We start from the raw sequence: 5,077 nt of genomic DNA, 5'->3' as shown, positions 1-5,077 counted from the left end.
CCATCGAAGAAATTAAGGTATTCGTCTAAAAACCGGTTAACTACCTTGACATTTATAGTTTACAGCGTACATTTACCGCGTTCTTTTTTTGCTCACCTTTAAAACAGATAACATGAAAACACTTCTCCTCCCTTCCGCACTCCTTATTTTTTCTCTCGGTATTTTTCCTCTTCTTGAAGGGGGCGCAGGGGGATGTAAAGCGCAAACCCAAAGCAAATCACCGTGGCTGACTACCGGGAATGTATCCACCACTCAGAGCGCGAGCACCGATTTCATCGGGTTCAGTAATACAACCGTGCAGGCGCCTTTGATTTTTAAAACCATGGGGCAGGACCGGCTTCACATTGCGCCCGATGGAAAAATAGGAATCGGCATCACTCCTACTGAAGCGTTTGAACTTGGTTTCGGAAACGCGCGGTTTCCTAATAATGTAGATGTAATCGGAATCATTCATGTGGGTCCTCCCGTTGGAATTGGTCCTCCGCTTCCCATTGTTCCGGGCGGACCACCCGTGGTTGAGGTGCACGGAAACACTTCCATTCTCGGCAACCTTGCCAGCAACGGAATTCTTGCCGCCACCGATGTGCAGACCAGCACGCTTACGGTGAAAAGCACGGGGAATATAAATAGTTTGACGGTGAATAATCTGGCGGGGAGCGGGGATAGGATTGTTTTTACGGATGCAAATGGAAATTTGAAAGTTCAGGGACCACCCACTTCTTGCATAGACCCATTTTGGAGGACAGACGGAAATGTGGTTGCAAATTGTTTTTTAGGTTCGACAAATGCTGCTGATTTAATTTTCAAAACAAACAACACAGAGCAAATGCGGATTCTTACGAATGGGAATGTTGGAATTGGAACTGCAACTCCTGCATATCCTTTGGAGGTTACGGGCACAATCAAGGCAAAAGAAGTAAAAGTATGTGTTTCTGGCTGTGATTTTGTCTTTGAAAACAATTACAATCTTCTTCCTATAAAGCATCGCAAAGAAAAAGTTTTACCTCAAAAGCATTTGTTCAATATTGCTTCTGCTTCTGAAATGCAAAAGGGACAAAACATGGGGGAGTTCACTATGGGGCTTTTACAGAATCTTGAGGAGCATGAACTTTATTTATACCAGCATGACGAGAGAATTGAAAAATTGGAAATAGAAAACACACAACTAAAAACCGAACTTGATGCTCTGAAAAAACAAATTGATGAATTGAAAAAGAAATAAGCAATGAAAAAAGTTTTTTTACTATTTGTTTTTTATTCTTTATTTTTTACTTGTTCAGCCCAGGGAGTATGGACGCAAAAAGCTGATTTTGGAGGAGGTCCAAGACATTTGGCTGTTGGTTTTTCAATTGGCAACAAAGGATATATAGGAACAGGATATGACGGCAATGGCATTCATCATAAAGATTTCTGGGAATGGGACCATGCAACAAATATTTGGACGCAGAAAGCAAGTTTTGGTGGTTCGGCAAGACTTGGCGCAGTGGGTTTTTCTATCGGTACAAAAGGATATATTGGTACTGGGGCGGATAGCATAGTAGGTCGCACAAGTGATTTTTGGGAATGGAGCCAGGCAACAAATATATGGACGCAGAAAGCAAATTTTGGGGGGACGGCAAGATACTATGCTGTTGGTTTTTCAATCGGTAAAAAAGGATATATAGGAACAGGGGATGATGGAATCGAAACAAAAGATTTTTGGGAATGGGATGGAGATACCGCTTCACCCACGTATAACACATGGACGCAGAAAGCTGACTTAGGTCTGCAAACAGAAAGGGAATGGGCTGTTGGTTTTTCAATAGGCACAAAGGGGTATATTGGAACGGGATTAAGCGGAAGCAATAGTGGCAATGATTTATTGGAATATGACCCTTCTAAAAATATATGGACACAGCAAGCAGTTTTTGGCTTGATGGGCAGAGATGCTGCCGTAGGTTTCTCAATAGGGACTAAAGGATATATTGGCGTGGGCGAGAATTATACTATACCTCTTCTGCTGCAAGATTTTTGGGAATGGGATGGAGATACCGCTTCACCTGCCTATAATACGTGGACACAGAAATCAAATTTTGGCGGAACGGCAAGAATATATGCTGTCGGTTTTTCAATCGGCAACAAAGGATATATAGGAACAGGAATGGATGCTAATGCTTCAAGACAGGATTTCTGGGAATATTGCGATACCTGCACTGTGGGGGTTAATGAATTACACAACCTGATTAGCATTTCTGTTTTTCCTAATCCTGCAAGCGAATTATTGCATGTAACAGCAAACGGTATCAGGAATACATTCAAGATAGAAATATACAATGTAAGGGGAGAAAAAGTATACGAGGATAAAAATGGCAAAAGCAAGCAAATAGTTATAGACATAAAAAAAATTGATTCAGGAATATATTTTTGCAAACTAACAGATATGGAAAATTGCATTTCAGAAGCAGAGAAATTTATTGTAACAAAATAATAATACACTTAATTGCACATGCAGAATAAACTTTACTTTTTAAAAATAATTCTTCCGATAATTTTTTTATTGTCCATACGTTTTTCATATTCTCAATTTCTTGAACGAAGCGCTATCAAGGACACGAATTATTATGATATTGCCAATCACTTTCGCAGCAAATTGCTGAATGCAGATACTACAAACCCCGATGGTCCGTATGCATTATTTAAGCAATGGGAATCATTCTGGTCTCCGCGCCTTTACCCTACCGGCAGTTTTAAAGTTGCCGGAAATGCGCTTAATTCTTTTTTCTCAACTAGTCCAAATACTTCTTCCACTTCAAACTCTTCACACTGGACGGAACTTGGTCCCGTTACTGGCATAGGAGGTCATGGCCGCATTCTTCGCATTGCTTTTCATCCTGATTTTAATGGCACAGGCATTGGCAATACCAATACCATTTATGCGGGTTCTTGGGACGGAGGGGTTTGGAGAACCACAGACGGAGGGCAAAACTGGAGTAATCTGAATACCGATAAACAATTTGCCTTGCTTAATGTATCTGCGCTAAGCGTTGACAATAACTTGAATTCCCATTCGCCTCAGTATCATAATATTTTTGCGGGAACAGGTAACGGTGTTTCTTTTCTTTCTGCAGGCATCTATCGCTCACAGGATGATGGACAAACATGGTCGCAGGTAAATTCCGGGCTGGGTTTTCAATTCAGTTTAACAAGCGTAACACAGTTTGCAATAAATCCCACACCCCATTATCCTTTCAGCGAAATTTTTGCGGCTACATCAGAAGGTTTATTTTATACAAGTAATGCTGATGGCGCATGCAACTGGAATTTTGTTTCTTCAATTGGAAGTCAATACATGCAAAGTGTGGTTTACCACCCAACCAATTCCGGTACAGTATACGCAGGCGGCACGGATATTTTCCAGTCAATAGACGGAGGTGTTACATGGAATTCAATGACAGGGGGAAATTCTGGACTTGATTTCATCAACACAGCGCAGTTTCCTTTGGGAACAAATGTTGACGGAATTAAATTGGCTGTAACGCCCGATGCCCCGAATTATCTGTATGCTTCTATTATAACTGAAAATCCTGACCCGAATAATCCAATATGCAATAATAATTATACGGATAGGTATTATTGGTTTTTTATTTACGATGGCAGCAAATGGACACAAAGCGGGTCGCCTACTACCACTGCTTGCTGGAACCCTTTCCCCAGTAAATCTTGCAGTAATACCTATTGCGATTATTATGGAATAGGGGGAAACTACTATCCATTTAATTTTTCAACCAGTGTACGCCCTGATTATGGAGGGTATTTCACAGACAGATTATCTCTTGCAGTTTCTCCTACAAAAAATGTAAATAGCGGCACTAAACATGAAATTGATGTCGGGCAGCAGGATGCTTTTGAAAGCATAGACGAAGGACAGAGTTTTCCATATTGCAATGGTGGTTATTGTAATATATTTAACAATCATTCCGATATAAATGATTTGCAGTTTTCGCCAGTTACAAATTTGCTCTATATGGCTACAGATGGCGGTATATCTGTGAAAACAAACCCGACTAATCCAAGTATTCCTAACTGGCAAAACATAAGCAGTGGATTAGGTGTGGGTGCAGTTATAAATTTGGGCGCTTCGGCAACAGACCCTGATTTGGTTTTAATCGGAAAATTTGATGAAGGGTCATGGCTTTTTGATAATAGTTTACCATCAGGTCAGAAATGGAAAAATGCAGGAGGCGGTGATGGGATGGAAGCAGTGATAGCAGATAATAATGTTGATATGTTTTCTTCGAATTTCAAAGGAGCAATTGACCATTATAATTATGATAAAACAACTCATATATTGGCTCTTAAAAATGCTTTCGGTAAACCGTATTGGGCATGGGATGAATCTTTTGATACACCCTTTACCTTAGATAAAAATACAAACCAGATGTTTATTGGCTATAATGACTTGTGGGAAAAAACAAATTTAAATCAATATGAGGCTTGTGGTTCTCCTCCCCCAACTTGTATAGAAAATACTTGGGTATCAAAATCTGGTATTCAGGGTCCTTACTTAACTTGCGGTCCTATTCATCATGTTGCTATAGCGCCATCAAATGATAATTATATTTATGTTATAACAAATTATGATTGGGCACCTTTGTTAAGTTATTGTAGCCCGCAACGTTCCCGCTTGTTTAAAACAACGCAAGGCGGAGGATCGTGGACGGAAATATCTCCATTAAATGCTTCTATTAATTACACCGCTATTCATCCTAATAATCCAGAAAAAATTTGGATAGCATGCTCTGGATATTCTTCAAATGGTAAAGTACTAGCGTACGATGGCACCAATATAACAAATCCATGGACAGATTATTCAAATGGTCTTCCGTATCTCCCTGTTAATACCATTGTCTATGAAAAAGGAAGCAATGATGGTTTATATGTAGGTACTGATGCTGGCGTATATTATAGAAATGCAGGCATGAATGCATGGGTTCCTTTTAATAATGGATTCCCTAATGTAGTGGTAAGTGAACTTGAAATAAATTATCCGGCTAATAAAATACGAGCTGCAACTTTTGGAAGGGGGCTCTGGGAATCT

Annotated in this window: 3 protein-coding genes; all 3 read left to right on the top strand. The window is 40.0% G+C overall.

The annotated features are described in order from the left end of the window. The first annotated feature begins 112 nt into the window (after positions 1–112). Positions 113–1,222 (top strand): hypothetical protein, encoded by a 1,110-nt coding sequence (locus HY063_06035; GenBank protein MBI3501337.1) that lies wholly within the window; start codon positions 113–115, stop codon positions 1,220–1,222. A gap of 3 nt (positions 1,223–1,225) precedes the next feature. Then, the gene (locus HY063_06030; GenBank protein ID MBI3501336.1) at positions 1,226–2,467 is read left to right on the top strand and encodes a T9SS type A sorting domain-containing protein; all 1,242 of its coding nucleotides are present in this window, start codon (positions 1,226–1,228) and stop codon (positions 2,465–2,467) included. A gap of 18 nt (positions 2,468–2,485) precedes the next feature. Next, on the top strand, positions 2,486–5,077 hold a 2,592-nt coding region (locus tag HY063_06025), incomplete at its 3' end, for a hypothetical protein (GenBank protein MBI3501335.1).

This window comes from Bacteroidota bacterium (assembly GCA_016195025.1).
Lineage (GTDB): Bacteria > Bacteroidota > Bacteroidia > Palsa-948 > Palsa-948 > Palsa-948.
Note: the sequence above shows the minus strand (reverse complement) of the source record. Positions and strands in the feature narration are given on the sequence as shown.